This window comes from Streptomyces sp. NPDC008139 (assembly GCF_042957025.1).
GTDB lineage: Bacteria > Actinomycetota > Actinomycetes > Streptomycetales > Streptomycetaceae > Actinacidiphila.
This window is the reverse complement of record NZ_JBIBHM010000007.1, coordinates 180,094-196,542: the sequence shown is the minus strand read 5'-3', so window position 1 is coordinate 196,542 and position 16,449 is coordinate 180,094. Positions and strand designations below refer to the sequence as shown.

Genomic DNA, 16,449 nt, shown 5'->3' with positions numbered 1-16,449 from the left:
AAGCACCAGGACCGAGGCCAACGGCCGCCCCCGAAACCGGATGGGCACGGAATGGGCACGACATGAGCAGAAGGACCGGCGGGACGGCGCCGCCCGGCCCGGTGCGGCGTCCACCGGCCGCGTGCCGTGCGCGGCCGTGCCCGTACCGCTTGGTGCCCGGAGCCCCCCGCTCCTCTTGCGCACCACGAATATCACACGGCACGTGACCCCCGCTACGGCGGTTCCTCTCGCGGATCCGGTGCCGGTGCCGCGGTTCCTCTCGCGGATCCGGTGCCGGTGCGGGCACCGGATCCGCCGAGGTGTCTGGGGCGATCGGCCCTCTCGCCCTCACCGCCTCGTGGCCGGGCGCGGTTCGGAGCCGAAGAAGACCTCGGGCGCCGGTTCCCCGCCGGAGGCGCCCCGGTGCCGCGGGCCGCTGGACGTGCCGAAGCCGAATCGCAGCGGCGCGGACGGGGGCGAGGACGGGACGGTGGCCGCCACGTGCCGGTCGGGTGCCGAGGGCACCGGGGCCTGCGCCTGGGCCAACCCCTGTGCCGACAGCGGCTGTACGGGCGGTACGGGCCGCTGCTCCGGTACGGCGTCGACGGGCTCGGTCGCCGCCCACCGCGCGGTGTACGGAGCGGGGTCCGTCTGCTGGAAGAGCAGGACGGGGCGGCCGTCGTCCGGTCCTGTCATCCAGGGGGTTCCGTCCGGCGTCAGTACGGTGACCCGGAGCCCGAGCACGGGTGCGGCCACCGCGAGCACGAGCCAGTCCGCGTCATCGGACCCGGTCCCCGTACGTACGGCTTCGACGGCCGCTTCCTCGGAGCCGACGAGCGGCGCCGTCCGTCCAGGGGCGGTCAGACCCGTGAGCGCCGGCCACAACCGCCGTTCCCCCGGCGGCCGTTGCGCGTCGGCTACGAGCGCGTCGGCCAGGGCGTCCCGCAACTCCTGCGACCCGGCGGGCCGTCCGTGCCCCACGAGCCGTCCGCTCTCCACCGGCGCGACGGCGGTCAACGCGTGTGTCACCGCGTCCCCTTGGTCGAGGATGTACAGCGGTGCCAGCCCGCGCTCGGCCAGCCCGTCCTCCTGCGAGCGTGCGGGGGAAGGGAGTTCGGGGGACGGGAATTCGGGGGACGGGAGTTCGGGGGCGGCGTGCGACGGACGTACGGCCACGGGCGTCGCCGGTACCGCCGGTGCCACGGCTTCGACCGGTACCGGACGGGACACGGGCGGCTGTTCCGTGACAGGAGCCTCGTACGTGACAGGGACCTCGCCCGCCGCCGGGGCCTGATCCGTAGCAGGCTCCTTGCCCTTCCCCGGCGGGACGTCCGCGCCCGCCCGCACGCGCGGCGCCGCGGAAGAGGTGCCGGTACGAGGCGTCACGGGAACGTGGACCGCCTCGTCTCCCGGCAGGGCCGGCACCATGTGCAGGCCGTCGTCGGAGAGCACCGGCACGTACGCGGCCGCGGACGGATCGAGCTCGTCCCATACCTCGGCGACCTGCTCGATGTTCCCGACCTCGCCGATCCAGCCGCTGTCCCCGTACATGATCACGCCGGTCGGGGTGTGGATGAAGTCGTCCCCGAAGCTGACCCAGCCACCCGGAGACAGGACAGTGCCGTCCGGCAGCCTGATCCAGCCGCCCGGATCGACCTCGTACCCCAACGGCCGTGACGACGAAGGCGTGTCGGCCGGAGGCAGCGGCAGGTCGAACACCGCGAACTCGCCGGGCCCGTCGGCCGTACGCGGACCCGCCGCAGGAGCAGGAACCCGCGCCAGACCCGTATCGGAGCGCGGCTCCATCAGCGTGACCACACGCCCGATGCCCCACTGCTCCCGGATCGGATCGATCCCCGTGTCCGGCGAACCGCCCCGCGCTCCCCACCGGTTGCCCGGCAGATCCCAGGAGCCACTCGGCCGCCCCGCCGCACTTCCCGGCCGACCCGACGACCCGCTCGGTCGGCTCGACGACCCGCTCGGTCGACCCGAAGTCCCGCTCGGACGGTCCCAAGACCCGCTCGGACGGTCCCAAGACCCGCTGGGCCGGCTCGAAGACCCGCTGGGCTGTCCCGACATACCGCTCGGCTGCCGCGACAGCCCGCTCGGCCGCCCCGAGGACACGCTGGACCGGCGCGACAGACCGCCCGGCTGGCTCAAGGACACGCTCGGCCGCCGCGACGAACCTCCCGGCCGGCTCGAAGGCCCTCCCGGCCGACCTGACGAACCGCCAATCGGCCGGTTCGAGCCCGGCATTCGAGGGTGCCTGTGCGCGAAGTAGACGTCCCAAGCGTGCCCGGGCGGATACATGTTCCGGACGGGCGACGGCATCGCGAGGTCCTGGTACATGTTGTACAAGCCCTCGTACTGACTGGCCGCGACAGGCGTGCCGGTGAAGTCCATGATGTTGAGGATCGCGCCCGTGTCGATCTGGCTGAGACCGACGTTCAGGTAGTCCACCCCGTCGTGCGGGAGCGGAACGGCCCTCGGGGTGATCGACGGCGCGTTGCGCGGACCGACCAGGAACGGGAAGGGGAATGCGGGGTCTCCGGCGAAGATCGGAGTCGCGTTCACCTCCCACGGGTCGAGCAGGACGATGTTACGAGGCCGCTCGGGATAGCCGACCGCGATGAACACGTGGTCGGTGTACGGCGCGATGGCGTGCAACGGGTGTTCGCCCGGGTGGAGGTTGAGCGGCACGTGCCAGATCCGCATCCCCGGGGGCAGCTGCCTCCGGTTCAGGAGGACGTAGGTCAGGGCCGCGTGCTCACCGCAGTTGCCGGTGTTGACGAGAGACGCCTGGGCCGCGCTCTGCCCCAACGACTCCTGGATATTGCGGGGTTGAACGCGAGGAACCTGACGGGCCAGGTGGTTGCGCACCAGGAGCGCCCCGCCCGTCGCCGCGACCGAGGACGCCTGATTCGACTGGCCCCCGTGCAGGATCTCGCGTACGCCGGCGAAGATCTCATGGCCGAGGTCCATCAGCCACAGCTCGTTCTGCAAAGGCTCCGACGGGAGCATGTCGGGCGGAAGGGGGTCACCCATCCCCACCCGCCGTCCGCCGCGACTCGCCGCCTCGGCCGCGTCCCGCTGCGCGTAGTAGTTGGTGTGCCACTGCACGGACTGACGGTTGAGCTGCTCGATGGCGAACCACTGCTCGGGCGCCATGCCGGGCGGCGGAGCCGTCGCGGTCGGTACGTAGAAGGGGGCGGGCTGCCAGCTCGGCAGACGGGGCGAGGGCGGCGCGTCCGCCATCACCACGTCCTCCGGCTCGAAGGAGCGCGAAGGCGGCCGACTGGGCCCCGCCGACGGCGGATACGGCTGCCTGCTCGACCCCGCGGTCGGCGGGTACGGCGGCCGACTCGACCCCGCGGAGGGCGGGTACGGCGGCCGACTGGACCCCGCGGAGGGCGGATACGGCTGTCGGCTCGATCCGGCGGACGGCGGATACTGCTGCCTGCTCGATCCCGACGAGGGGTACTGCTGCCTGCTCGGCTCGGCGAAGGAGGACTCCCTGCTCGGTCGGCGGGTGAACCCGGAGGAGGGGTAGGACAACACGCCCGTCCGGGCGATCGACCCGGAAGAGGGATAGGACCGGCGGCTCGACCGGCGACCGGATGACGACACCGGCGGCCTGCTCTCCTCCCTCGGATCGGAGTAGACGGAGGTCCTGGAATACCCTCCCGAACCCGAATACGACGATGACCCGCCCGGGAGCGACATCGGACGACCGGTCACGATCATCTGCGCGATGGCCTGGCCACGCGGCCGCAGCGGCATACGCTGCCGCCAGTCGGGCAACTGCGCGTGCAGCTCCGGCACATCGGCCACCGTCACCGGCGGATGCGTCGCGTCCAGCCGGTGCAGCTCCGTGTTGATGTCCTGGGCCAGGACCACCTGGTCGAATTCACTCAGGTCGGAACCGTGGCCGGACGTCCCCTGCGCCGGAGGCGACGGCGCGGCGGACGGCGTCGCCACCATCGGCCGGGCGACGGGCGCCCAGGCCGCCGCGGGCGTCTCGTCCCAGCCGGAAGTCCCCTCCGTCGCGCGCTCCTTGCCCTTGGCGGACGGACCCGGTGAACCGGATGTGCCCGCCGTGCCCGATGCGCCGGTCGGCACGGGGCCACGGGGCCGCGGCGTCTCGGAGCCGGGGGGCGCGATCGGGGCCGCCGCGTGCGTCTCCGAGTCGGTACGGGGCCGCAGCGGGATGTGCACCGCCTGGTCGCCGGGGTGTACCGGCACCATGTGCAGGCCGTCGCCGGAGGGCACCGGCAGGTGAGGGGCCGCGGACGGGTCGAAGTGGTGCCACGTCTCGGCGATCTGCTCGATGTTGCCGACCTCGCCGATCCAGCCGCTGTCGCCGTGCATGATCACGCCGGTCGGGGTGTGGATGAAGTCGTCCCCGAAGCTGACCCAGCCATGAGGTGACAGCACGGTGCCGTCCGGCAGCCTGATCCAGCCGCCCGGATCGACCTCGTACCCCAACGGCCGTGACGACGAAGGCGTGTCGGCCGGAGGAAGCGGCAGGTCGAACACCACGAACTCACCAGGTCGACCGGTCGTACGCGGACCGGTCTCCGGGGCAGGACCGCGCACCAGACCCGTGTCGGAGCGCGGCTCCGCCAGCGTGACGACCCGCCCGATGCCCCACTGCTCCCGGATCGGATCGATCCCCGTGTCCGGCGAACCGCCCAACGTACGGGCCGGCCCACCCGGCTGATCCCACGGCATGCTCGGCCGACGCGACGAGCCGCTCGGCCGCCGTGAAGAACCGCTGGGCTGACGCGACATGCCGCTCGGCTGACGTGGTGAGCCGCTGGACTGACGCGAAGAACCGCTCGGCTGACGCGACATGCCGCTCGGCTGACGCGACGGCCCGGCCGGTCGACCCGAAGAGCTGCTCGGCCGACTCGACGAACCGCTCGGCCGGATCAGGCCCGACGGCTGCCCCGACGGACCACCCGGCCGGATCAAGCCCGACGGCTGCCCCGACGAACCACCCGGCCGGATCAAGCCGGGCTGCTGGGGGTGCCGGTGCGCGAAATAGGCGTCCCACGCGGGCCCGGCCGGATACATGTTCCGGACGGGCGCCGGCATGGCGAAGTCCTGATACATGTTGTACACCCCCCGGTACTGGCTGGCGGGGAGAGGCGTACCGGTGAAATCCATGATGTCGTGGACTTCGTGCCCGATCTGACGATGGCCGATGGCCAGGTAGTCGATTCCGTCATTCGGCAGAAGAATGGCCCGCGGGTTGATCGACGGCGCATTGCGCGGACCGACCAGGAACGGGAAGCGGAAAGCGGGGTCCCCGGCGAAAATCGGAGTCGCGTTCACCTCCCACGGGTCGAGCATGACGATGTTACGAGGCCGCTCGGGATAGCCGACCGCGATGAACACATGGTCGGTGTACGGGGCGACGGGGTTGTCGCCGCGTTCACCCCAGTGCAGATTCAGAGGCACGTGCCAGATACGCATGCCGTCGGGCAGCCTGTGCCGGTTCACGAGCGTGTAGGTCAAGGCCGCGTGCTCACCGCAGTTGCCCGTGCCGGTGATGGATGCCGTGGCCGCGCTCTGCCCCAGTTGTTCCATGGTATTTCTGGGTTGCTCCCGGGGAGCGACCTGCCGGGCCAGGGAAAGGCGAATCTGGAGCGCCCCGCCCGTCGCCGCGACCGAGGACGCCTGATTCGACTGACCCCCGTGGAGAATGCGGCGTACGTCGGCGAAGACCTCATGACCGAAGTTCAGCAACTCGATCTCACGCGGCAGCGGCTCGAACGGCAATGTGTCGTGCGGAGAGACCGGAATTCCCTGATTCCGCAGGTTCTGGCGGATCGCCTCCTCTTGAAGGCCCATCCGCCGGTAGTAATCGGTGTGCCAACGCTCGGAGATCCGCTGGGCCTCCAGGATGTCGTGCCAATGGCCGTCGGAGATGCCGTGGGGCCGGACCGTCGCGGTCGGCGCGTAGAAGGGGGCGTACTGCCGGGGCGGCGCGTGGGGCGGGCGCGGCGTAAGGATGGGGGGCGGCGCGTCCGTCATCTCCACATCCCTGATGTCAGAGGCGGGGGTGCGCGGTCGGCTCGAACTCGGCGGCGGGTACGGCTGTCGGCTCGATCCCGACGGCGGCGGGGCGTACGACTGCCCGCGCGACCCAGAGCTGCTGGGCTGCCTCCTCGGCGCGGGGGCGGGCGGCCCGACCGGTCGGCGGCCGAGCCCGGAGGAGGGGTAGGACAGCAGGCCAGGCCGCTGGACCGACCCGGGGGAAGGATAGGACCGCCGGCTCGACCGGCGCCCGGAGGACGAGACCGGCAGCCTGCTCTGCTCCCTCGGGTCGGTGAAGACGGACGTCCTGGAATATCCTCCCGAACCCGAATGCGAGGACCCGCCGGGGAGCGACAGCGGCTTGCCCGTCACCATCGTCTGCGCGATCGCCTCACCGCGTGGCCGCAACGGCATGCGCCGCCGCCAGTCGGGCAGTTGGGCGTGCAGCTCGTCCACGTCCCCGGGGCGGACCGGAGGGCGGCGTGGATCGAGCCGGTGCAATTCGCGGTTGATCTCGTGCGCCAGGATCACCTTGTCGAATTCGCTCAGGCCGGGACCGTGGCCCGATCCGTCCTGCTCATGCGGCTGTTCGCCCGGCGGCACGTGCTCCGAGGGCGGAGCCTCTTCCGACGCGGGCTCCTTGCCTTTGCCCTTGCCCTCGTCGGTCGCGGGCTCCTTGCCCTTGCCCCCGTCCGTGGCGGGCTCTTTGCCTTTGCCCTTGCCCCCGTCCGTCGCGGGCTCCTTGCCCTTGCCCTTGTCCGACGAGGCGGGGGCCGGCTCGGTGGTGGTCTCCGACGTCGACTTGCCGCTCTGGGGCTGCTTGCCCTCCTTGCCGGAGGGCGCGGGCGACTTGGGCTCGGGGGCCACCGTGGTCGGCGGGGCCTCCTTCGTGTGCGGTGCGGCGGCCGGGGGTTCCTTGCCGACCGGCGGTACGGTCTGGCCGCCGTCGGGCCGACTGCCCTTTCCGGAACCGGAGTCCTTACCGGAACCGGGCCCGTGCGGCGGCGGCGCCGTCTCGATCTGCGTGTGGCTGCTGCTGCCCTGGTTGGACCGCAGATTGCCGGGGCCGTCGCCCGAACTCCCGCTGCCGGAGTTCGACCGGCCGCCCGGTACGTCGTCGAGCGTCGCCGGACCGTCGTAACCGGGACCCTTACGCGTCGGCTGCTTCGGCGCGGGCGGCAGCTTCGGTCCGCCCCCGTGCGAGCCGTCGCCCCGGTTGCCTGAACCGGGCGGCTTCCACAGGCCGTTCGGGTCCGGGATGCCGCCGCCCAGGCGGTGTCCCGGATTCTCCATCGGATCGGAGCTGACAGGCTTGGACGACGTCCCGGATGACGTCCCGGATGACGTCCCGGACGATCCGCCCCGACCCGGCTCCTTCCAGCCCGAATCCGGCGCGGGCTTTGCGCCGCCCAGCGTCCGGCCGGGGTTCGCCATCGGGTCGGAGTGCAACTGCGACCCGCCGGAACCCTGCGGCTTCGTCTCCGGCGCGGGGAACGGATTCTCACCCGGACCACCCAACCGACGCCCCGGATTGTCCATCGGATTCGGACTCAACGGCACCGGCGACGACTCAGAAGAACCACCCGAACGCGGCTCCGTGCCCGGCACCGGCTTCCCATCGCCCAGCGTCCGGCCGGGATTCGCCATCGGGTCGGAGTGCAACTCCGGGCCGCCGGAACCCTGCGGCTTCGTCTCCGGCGCGGGGAAGGGATTCTCACCCGGACCACCCAACCGACGCCCCGGATTGTCCATCGGATTCGGACTCAACGGCACCGGCGACGACTCGGAAGAACCACCCGAACGCGGCTCCCTGGCCGGCACCGGCTTCCCGTCGCCCAGCGTCCGGCCGGGATTCGCCATCGGGTCGGGGCCGGTGCCGCTCGAAGCCGGGGGCTTCGATGTCCCGCCCTCGGAGGTCCCGCCCTGGGAATTCCCGCCCTGGGAATTCCCTCCCTGCGGATTTCCGCTCTGGTGGTTGCCTCCCTGCGGGTTCCCGCCCTGGGAATTCCCTCCCTGCGGGTTCCCGCCCTCCTTGCCGGAGGGCACCGGCGGTTTGGGCGCGGGGGCCACCGGGGTCGGCGGAGCCTCGCCCGGAGGCCGTGCGGTCTCCGCCGTCTCCTTCCGGGGCGGCGGCGCGCTCTGGCCGCCCTCGGAGTGACTGCCCCTGCCGGAGCCGGAGTTCGTGCCGGAACCGGGCTCGTGCGGTGTCGGCGCGGTCTCGATCTGCGTGTGGCTGCTGTTGCCCTGGTTGGACCGCAGATTGCCGCCACCGCCCGAGCCCGCCGCGTCGCCGCCGTTCTGCCGCCCGCCCGGCTTGTCGCCGAGCGTCGCGGGCTGGTCATGGCCGGGACCCGTAGGCGCCGGGGCCTTCGGCGCGGGCGGCGCCGTCGATCCGTTGTCGCGCGGACCACCGCCGCGGTTGCCCGAACCCGGCTCCTTCCAGGGGCTGTTGGGGTCCGGCTTGTCGCCGCCGAGGCGGTGCCCCGGCCCGTCCATCGGATTCGACCCGCCCGGCCCGCCGGGCTTCCCTTCGGTGCCCGATCCGGACGATCCGTCGGAGCGGCCGTGGGAACTGGTCGCCGGATAGTCGTAACCAGGCCCGGTCGGCTGGGCCTTCGACGGACCGTTGTTGCCCGGCGCGTCCGGATTCGGCTCCTTCCAGACGCTGTTGGGGTCCGGCTTGCCACCGCCGAGGCGGTGCCCCGGCCCGTCCATCGGGTTGCCGGAGCCCGACCCGTCGGGACGGCCGTGGGAACTGGTCGCCGGGTAGTCGTAACCGGGCCCGGTCGGCTGCGCCCTGACCGGGCCGCCGCCCTCGGCCTTCGTGCCGGGGCCGGGGAACGGATTCTCGCCGGGACCGCCCAGCCGCCTGCCCGGATTGTCCATCGGGTTGGGGCTCAGCGGCTTGGACGACCCGCCGGGCCCCTTGGACCCGTTGGACCCGCTCGAATCGCCGGAACTCTCGCCGTACGGGCGATCCTTCACGCCGTGCGGGTTGCCGGGCGGAGCGCCCAGCGTCCTGCCCGGGTCCTTCGCACCCCCCGGTGAGCCGTCGCCCTTGCCCGAAGAGCCCGACGACCCGTTCGAACCGCCGTCACCGTACGGGCGGGACTTCACCCCGTGCGGATTGGCGGGCGGCGCGCCCAGCGTCCTGCCGTGATCGGACTCGCCCTTGCCCGACGAACCCGATGAACCAGACGAGCCCGACGAGCCGTTCGAACCCCCGTCGCCGACCGGACGCGTCTTCACCCCGTACGGATTGGCCGGCGGACCGCCCAGCGTCCTGCCGGGGTCCTTCGAACCCCCGGAAGAGTCGCCGCCCTTGGGGGCGGGCGCGCCGACGTCGCTGCTGTGGTGGCCGCCGCCGGGTCCGCTGTTGGTGCCGCTGAACTCGCCGCCGGAGGAGTTCTTGGTGACGATCGGTCCCGAGCCGGGGGCGGGGCCGCCCTTGCCCGATCCGTCGGTGATCGGCGTCGAGTGGCCGCCGCCGCCGATCCGCGACGGGGGCGGACCGATCGGGGACTTCCCGCCGCCGCCACCGCCGCCGCCCAGCGGTTTGCCGCCGATCGGCGTGGGAGGCGGAGGTGAGACGGGCGGCGGGGCGCCGGTCTTGGGGCCGGAGCCCGGCTTTCCCGGACGCGGGGTGTAGTGGAAGGCCCCGAGCCCGCCGCTGATGCCGCCGAAGGCACCGCCGATGCCCAGGCTCCACGCCTCCATGCTCCAGTCGACCTCGTAGTCGGTACCGGCGATGTCCGCGCCGATCTTGCCGACGGCGATGTCGAAGGCGAGGTTGGACGCGGCGCCGATGACGGCGCTGCCGGTGATCTCGATGACCGCGGTGGCCACCGTGCCGATCCGGGCGGCCATCTGGGCCATGATCGGGATCAGCCGGGCCAGCAACTGGCCGATCATGGCGAGCAGTCCGCTGAGCAGCGGGCCGAGGGCGAAGAACACGGCGCCGAGCAGGGCGCCGAGGATGTCGGCCCACATCGCGGCGTTGAGCTTCTTCGCGTACTCCGCCGCGGCCTTGTGCAGTTCGTCGGCGTAGCGGTTGATCGTCTGGCCGATGGTCCAGGCGGTCTCGGCGGCGCTGTCGATGGTCGGGGCGACGCCCTCCTGCCAGGCCAGGCGCGCTTCGTCGCCGGCTTTGCCGGTCATGCCGAGCTCGGCGACGTAGCCGTTGACGGCGACCTTGCGCTCGTGGAGGTCGTCGCCCATCCGGATCCAGGCGTTGCCCAGTTCGTAGATGTCGTCGAGCTTGATGGTGTTGAGTACGGAATCCGCGTCAGCCATGGTCGGGGCCGCTTTCCTCGGGCGTACCGCTGCTACTCGGACGGGTGCTGTTCTCGGGGCCGCCGCCCAGGCGGGTCACCGGTCCCGTGACGTACCGGGCCACGTCGGGCTGCCCGGCGGCGGGTTCGGGGGAACCCGGGTCGTCGCCGTGCCCCGCCACGACACCGGCGGGCACCGGCTCGACGGCGGGACCCGGTACGCGCACCGGCTCGCCGCCTTCGCGAAGGGCCGTTTCGCCAGGGGCCGTTCCGCCAAGGCCCGTTCCGCCAGGGACCCTTCCGCCAGGGACCCTTCCCTCCGGGGCCTCTTCGCTCAGCTCGTCGATGGCGACCTGGACGACGGCGGGGACGGCGGAGCTGCGGCGGATCAGCGTGCCGCGGCCCGGCTGACGCCGGTAGGCGCGCTGGTCGCCGATCAGGACGCCCTCGCGGTGGTCGCCGGACAGCAGCAGCCCGTCGGTGCCGATCTCCTTGAGCTTGCTCAGCAGGGGGTCGGACAGCAGGGCGCGGCTGGCACCGCCGACGCGGCGGGCGAGCACGAGGTGGAAGCCCAACTCGGCGGCCTGGGGAATGAATTCGGCGAGCGCGGCGAGCGGACCGTGGCCCATGGTGCCTGCGGCCAGGTCGTAGTCGTCGGCGACGACGTACAGCTCGGGGCCGTGCCACCAGTCGCGCGCGGCGAGTTGGGTGGCGGTGACGTCGGCGGGGGGCATCCGGGTCCGCAGCGTCTCGGCGAGGGCCTGTGCCTGGGCCGCGACCAGGTCGGCGTTGCCACCGCGGGCGCCGATGTACTCGTCGGGCACGGTGCCCAGCAGGCTGTGCCGGTAGTCGACGACCATGAAGCGCAGGTCGCGCGCGCTGTGCCGGGCGGCCAGGCCGCGCATCCAGGCGCGCAGGAAGGCGGTCTTGCCGGAGCCGGAGTCGCCGAAGACGACGAAGTGCGGGGCGTCGGCGGTCAGGTCGAGGCCGACCGGGCGCTGGTCGGACTCGCGCAGGGCGATGGGCACTTCGCGGGCGCCGAGGGCGGGGCCGTGGCCCTCCCAGCGTTCGGCGGGCGGCAGCGCGGCGGCGGCCGTCAGCTCGCGGACGGTGATCCGCGCGGGCAGCACGCGCAGCGCCGGGGCGGCGGGCCGCCGCCAGCTCTCGGCGAGCCGGGCCACCAGCGCCTGCCCGGCCTCGGCGAGCCCTTCGACGCTGTCGACGGCGTCGAGCCGGGGCAGCGCGATGTGGTGGGTCAGGCCCGCGGCGGCCAGGCCCCGGCCGGGGATGCTCTGGCCGAGCGCGCGGGCGGCGGGGCGGCTGATCTCGGACTCGGTGGGGTCGTTGAGCCGCAGTTCGAGGCGGCCGGGGATGCTGTCGCGCAGGCCGATCCGTACCTCGGCCCAGCGGTTGGCGGTCAGCCAGAGGTGGACGCCGACGCCGAGGCCGCGGGTGGCGATCTCGGTGAGGGTGACGACGGCGTTCTCGTCCGTGGTGTGCAGGGCGGCGAGGTTGTCGACCACCAGCACGACGTCGGCCGACCGTACGCCGTCGGGGACTTCGCCCGAGGCGCGGCGGGCGCGCAGTTCGGCGGCGGACTGGATGCCCAGGTCGCGGAACATCTGCTCGCGCGCGGTGACCAGGCCGGTGATCTCGGCCAGCACCCTGCGGACCCGCTCGTCGTCGCGGCGGCCCGCGATGCCCGCCACGTGCGGTGCGTCGCCGAGGCCGTGCAGCGAGCCGCCGCCCATGTCGATCCCGTAGAACTGGAGCTCGTCGGGGGTGTGGGTGAGCATGGCGCTGAGCATCGCGGTGCGCAGGAAGGTGGACTTGCCGCTCTGCGGGGCGCCGACCAGCGCGATGTGGCCCTGACGGCCCGCCAGGTCCAGTACGAGGGGCTGCTGTTCCTGCCGGGAGGGCACGTCCAGCACGCCGACCGGGAACTTCAGCTCGCCGGAGTACGGCCACAGGGCGCAGCGCAGGCCCAGTTCCGGGTCGGCCTCCGGTTCGCCGAGCAGCGGGTCGAGGGTGAAGCGCGGGGGCAGCGGCGGCAGCCACACCTGGTGGCCTGCGGTGTCCTTGTCTGCCAACCGCTCGACGGCGAGCTGGAGTTCGGTCGAGCCGCCCTCCGGGTCCCAGTCCCAGCCGGGCGTCTCGGTCTCCTCCGCGGCGAGCGGCGCGAGGTCGCCGTGCACGGCGAAGGGCACGGGTTCCAGGGCCGGTCCCGCGCTGTCGGCGTCGTGGTCCTGGTAGGGCGCGGAGACGTACGCGACGCGGAAGCGTTCGTAGACCGACTCGTCCACCTTGAGGTAGGCGGAGCCGGGGATGGCGGGCAGCGTGTACGCGTCGGAGGTGCCGATGACGGCGCGGGACTCGGCGGCGCTGAAGGTGCGCAGGCAGATCCGGTACGACAGGTGGGACTCCAGGCCGCGCAGCCTGCCTTCCTCCAACCGCTGGGTGGCCAGCAGCAGATGCATGCCGAGTGAGCGGCCGACCCGGCCGATCTGCACGAACAGGTCGATGAAATCGGGGCGTTGGGAGAGGAGTTCGCCGAACTCGTCGACGATGATGAGCAGATAGGGCAGCGGCTCCAGCGGCTTGCCGTCGATGTCGGTGGCGCCCGCCGCCTGCCGCAACTGGTATTCGCGGACGGAGTCGACGTTCCCCGCCTCGCGCAGCATCCGCTGCCTGCGCTGCTGTTCGCCGCGCAGCGCGTCGCGCATCCGGTCGACGAGCGCGAGGTCGTCGGCGAGGTTGGTGATCAGGCCGGAGACGTGCGGCAGTTCGGTGACGCCCGCGAAGGTGGCGCCGCCCTTGAAGTCGACCAGGACCAGGGCCAGGTGCTCCGGCGCGTGGGCCATGGCGAGTCCGGTGACCAGGGTGCGCAGCAGTTCGCTCTTGCCGGAGCCGGTGGCGCCGACGATCAGTCCGTGCGGGCCGATGCCGCCCTGCGCGGACTCCTTGAGGTCCAGGGTCAGCGGTTCGCCGGTGCCGGTGACGCCGATGGGGACGGAGAGCAGTTCCCTGTCGTCGGGTGCGCGGCGCAGCGCGGCGGGGTCGAAGTGGGCGATGTCGGGGACGCCGAGCATGTCGGAGAGGGAGACGTGTTCCGACAGGACCTGTTCGCGTTCGCCGGTCAACCGCAGCGGGGCCAGCGAACGGGCGGTGGCCTCCAGGACGCCGGGCGCGACCTCGTCCACGACGGCCTGCTCGACCGTGGCGTGCAGCGCGGCCGTACGGCCTTCCAGCGCGAGGCCGCCGCGCGCGTCCGTGCGGGCGCGTACGTCCACCCGGCCCGGCTCGGAGCCCTCTTCCTCCACCAGGCACACCACGTGCACGCCGAGGTCGGGGCCCGCTTCGGTGAGCAGGTCGGACAGCAGCACCGAGCGGGCCCACGGCGCGTCTGGCTCGTATCCGTCGAGGAAGACCACCACATGGCTGCGGGGCCTGGTGTCGCGCTGGGAGATCAGGCGGGCGTTGCGCTCGGCGCGGGCGGCGACCGCCCGGTCGAGGGTGGCCTGAAGGTGGTCCTGGAGGCCGGCGAGGTCGTCGGCGAGCAGCGGCACGACTTCCTGTTCGCGGCGCTGGGCCTGGTCGGGCTGCTGGGCGTGCGGCAGCCACTTGGCCCAGTCCCAGTCGGAGTTGCCGCCGGTGACGACGGCGATCCGCACGTCGTCGGGGGCGTGCAGTACGGAGAGCTGGAGGAGCAGGGTCTGGGCGAGCTTGCGGGTGCGGTCGCGCGGGCCCAGCAGGCTCACCACGCCCGCGGCGCGCAGGTCGAGCCAGGCGGCCTGGCCGGCGACGGTGCCGTGCGCGCGGACCAGTTCGGCCGCGGCGTGCCGGCAGGGCGTGTCGACGTCGATGGTCGGGTCGTTCTGCCCCGGCATCTGGAGCGCGTCGGCCGCCGCCACCGTGCCGGTGCCGAGCCGCAGGCGCAGGAAGTCGTCGTCGCCCGGGCGGCGTTCCCACACCCGGCGGCGGCGGGTGGCAATCGCCCAGAGCCGGTCCGGGTGCGGGTGCCGCCAGGCGTCGGCGGCGCGCTGGCCGAGCTGGGAGCGCATGACCTGCTTGCGCACCCCGGCCAGGTACTCGAGGTACCGCTCCCGCTGCCGGTACTGGTTGCGGCGGCGGTGGCTGCGCAGTTGCATCCGGACGCCGATGGTGATGCCCACGGAGACCACGACGAAGGCGATGCCCAGCAGGATCATCCACGCCTTGCCGTAGGCGATCATGTACGCGGCCATGCTCATGCTGGACAGCAGGGGCAGCAGGAGCATCAGCCAGCCCGCGGCGCCCTGCGGCTGTGGCCGCTGGGGCAGGCCGGCCAGTTTCGTCCGGCCCTCCGGCATCGGCGGGGGCGTGATGCGGACGGGGCGGTGGAAGGCGATTCGACTCACGATGGCTGCCTAGCGGGCTGTCGGGGCGGTGGGGGCGAGGGGGCGGGGGGCGGTGCGCCGGTCCTAGAACTCCATGGTGACCGCCGTCTTGTTGGGGTCGGTGACCGCGGCGGGCGGCTTGTCGCTGGACTTCCCGTCGTCACTGGTCAAGGCCGTGCGGAACGACTTGAAGGCGTCGGCGATGCCGTCCTCGGCGGTGGTGTAGTTGTACGCGGCCATGCCGACCCCGTCGGCCAGCGCGGACAGAACTCCCTTGTGCGGGTCGTCCTCCGTGCCGAACAGCTCGGTCATGACCGACACCCACTTCTTGTTGACCTCGTCGGCGTCCGAGGCGGCCTGGCCCTGCCAGGCGACGTGCAGTCCCTCCAACTGGCCCCGGATGGTGGTGAGGCTCGACAGGACGGTCTTGCTGAGGGTGACCAGGTCGGTGGCGTCGGACTTCAGGCCCGTCGGGGAGATGTTGAGGACGGAGGTGTCGTAGTCGGCGGTGCCGGAATCGGCCATGACGCGCCTTTCTCGGGAAGCGGATACCGGTGCGGCACCAGCATGCTGACAATTCCTCATATAAGTGGTAAACCTGGCGGTGTCCTGCCGGCCCCATGCTTGGCGAACCGGCCGTGCGGTCGGCGCGAGAGAGACGAGGCAGACGACGTGACCGATCCGATCACCTCGAAATACGACACCACTCCGCTGCCCGATCCGCCCGCGGACGGGTCGGAGACGCCCAACCCCGACCACGACAAGAACCTCGACGGTCTCGTGCCGACCGACAAGGTCATCTGGTCCGCCCCTCCGTCCTTCAACACCGACCCGACGGACAGCGGTTCCGACTCGGGTTCCGGCCCCGACCCGAACTCGTACGAGGCCGCGGCGGACCTGAAGATCGACCTGAGCGCGGTGCGTGTCGCGGAGAAGTCGATGCTCACCGAGGCCCGCGGCGCGGTCGACCGGTACGAGGAGCTGCGCAAGCGGGTCATGGCCGTCAAGGGCCATGTCTTCGGGCAGGGCGCCCAGGACAAGAACGCGGAGGGCGAGGGCCACACCTCGCTCTCGTCCGGGTACGACCCGTCGGTCGGCAAGACGCACGACAACCCGTTCGCCGAGACCGGCGTGAAATTCGGCTCGGACATGAACCCGGCCCAGGACCGCGCCCTGCTCCAGATCGGCTCCACGCTGGAGAAGCTCGGCGAGTACATCGCGCTGCTCAACCACTCGGGGCAGGTGTACGCGCACACCGACCGGGAGTCGCGCTTCCCGCCGCCGCCCGCGGGCTGAACGCGCCGCCGCGTACCGCCCACGCGGTGCGCGGCGGCGGCACTCAGCCATGGGTCCCGCCGTCGCTGAGGTTGTTCAGATTGACGTGCTCGGAGTCGTGGTAGTTGTTGTACGACGTCGTCATCCGCGAGGCGATGTCCTTGAGCAACTCGTCCAGTTCGTGCTGGACCTTGTGGAACCACGTCATCATCGCCGCGAACGACTCGTGCGACGGGCTGGACCAGTCGGCGCCGATCTGCTTCACCTTGGCGTCGATCGAGTTCATGGTGGTGGTGATCGTGCCGGACTCGCGTTTCACCACGCCGATCGCGTCGTTCAGCGCCGCGAGGTCCGCGCGCCACTCTTCCGGGGTCGGTTGGTCCGACATCCGCGGGTCACCTTCCTTTCAGCCGCTCCGAAGTCCTGCGCCGGGGTCCTGTGCCGGTCCTGTGCCGAAGTCCTGTGCCGGGGTCCTGTGCCGGTCCTGTGCCGAAGTCCTGCGCCGG

Annotated in this window: 5 protein-coding genes; 1 reads left to right on the top strand and 4 read right to left on the bottom strand. The window is 72.4% G+C overall.

Going from position 1 to position 16,449, the window contains the following annotated elements; genetic code table 11:
* Positions 1-327 precede the first annotated feature (327 nt).
* The 3 genes from ACFZBB_RS16560 to ACFZBB_RS16550 all read right to left on the bottom strand — a co-directional run bounded on the left by ACFZBB_RS16560 (position 328) and on the right by ACFZBB_RS16550 (position 15,193).
* Entirely contained in the window at positions 328-10,314 is a 9,987-nt protein-coding gene (locus tag ACFZBB_RS16560; protein WP_391122631.1) for a hypothetical protein, read from the bottom strand.
* A complete protein-coding gene (gene eccCa / locus ACFZBB_RS16555; protein WP_391122628.1) occupies positions 10,307-14,689 on the bottom strand; it encodes a type VII secretion protein EccCa in 4,383 nt (1,460 codons plus the stop codon). Before eccCa ends, ACFZBB_RS16560 begins: the two co-directional genes overlap by 8 nt.
* Positions 14,690-14,752: 63 nt before the next feature.
* Entirely contained in the window at positions 14,753-15,193 is a 441-nt protein-coding gene (locus ACFZBB_RS16550) for a WXG100 family type VII secretion target (protein ID WP_391122625.1), read from the bottom strand.
* 147 nt (positions 15,194-15,340) lie between these two features.
* Between ACFZBB_RS16550 and ACFZBB_RS16545 the strand changes: the two genes are divergently transcribed.
* Entirely contained in the window at positions 15,341-15,964 is a 624-nt protein-coding gene (locus ACFZBB_RS16545; protein ID WP_391122622.1) for a hypothetical protein, read from the top strand.
* 43 nt (positions 15,965-16,007) lie between these two features.
* Here ACFZBB_RS16545 and ACFZBB_RS16540 read toward each other — a convergent pair whose 3' ends face one another.
* Entirely contained in the window at positions 16,008-16,331 is a 324-nt protein-coding gene (locus ACFZBB_RS16540; RefSeq protein WP_355344257.1) for a WXG100 family type VII secretion target, read from the bottom strand.
* Positions 16,332-16,449: the final 118 nt, after the last annotated feature.

Excerpts from the sequence above, each read along its gene's own strand:
- ACFZBB_RS16560 (WP_391122631.1), bottom strand. The coding sequence starts at position 10,314 with ATGGCTGACGCGGATTCCGTACTCAACACCATCAAGCTCGACGACATC.
- ACFZBB_RS16550 (WP_391122625.1), bottom strand. The coding sequence starts at position 15,193 with ATGGCCGATTCCGGCACCGCCGACTACGACACCTCCGTCCTCAACATC.
- ACFZBB_RS16540 (WP_355344257.1), bottom strand. The coding sequence starts at position 16,331 with ATGTCGGACCAACCGACCCCGGAAGAGTGGCGCGCGGACCTCGCGGCG.